1 protein-coding gene is annotated in these 439 nt (G+C 43.3%); it reads left to right on the top strand.

Annotated features, from left to right (window positions below):
• Window positions 1–439: hypothetical protein (locus ACYVTD_RS16930; protein ID WP_461248814.1), on the top strand; the 439-nt coding region annotated here is incomplete at both ends.

The following is a 439-nucleotide window of genomic DNA, read 5'->3' as shown; positions in this document are numbered from 1 at the left end:
GGTTACCGTCGATGGCGTTGACGTTTCGGAATCGTGGTTTCGTTATTCGCCTGTAGCGCAATCACGCGATAAAATTGAAGGGAAATCGGGCTACACGGCGGTTTTGATAACCCCTGAACAGGCGGGAAAGCTTGTTGATGACACCATCTTCATAGACGAGATTATTCTTGAAGAAGCGGCGATGACTTACAGGATAAACGCCGGGACGGCATTTGAGTATAAAAAGAGCGGAACGTTTCTTTCGGTTAATGATAATGACGTGTTATCTGATTTTTTAATCTCAACTTCCGTAGAATCTGAATTTAAAACCGATCCAGTTAATAAGGAACTGGATACCGCGGGAAGCATGGCGCACAGGACGGGCGCGGAAATTTCGGTTTTTGGGGTAAAATTAAACGGTAACTTTTTATATACGTTTTCAAAAGACGATTTTTTATGG

The sequence above is a fragment of the Treponema sp. R6D11 genome, from assembly GCF_054786075.1.
Note: the sequence above shows the minus strand (reverse complement) of the source record. Positions and strands in the feature narration are given on the sequence as shown.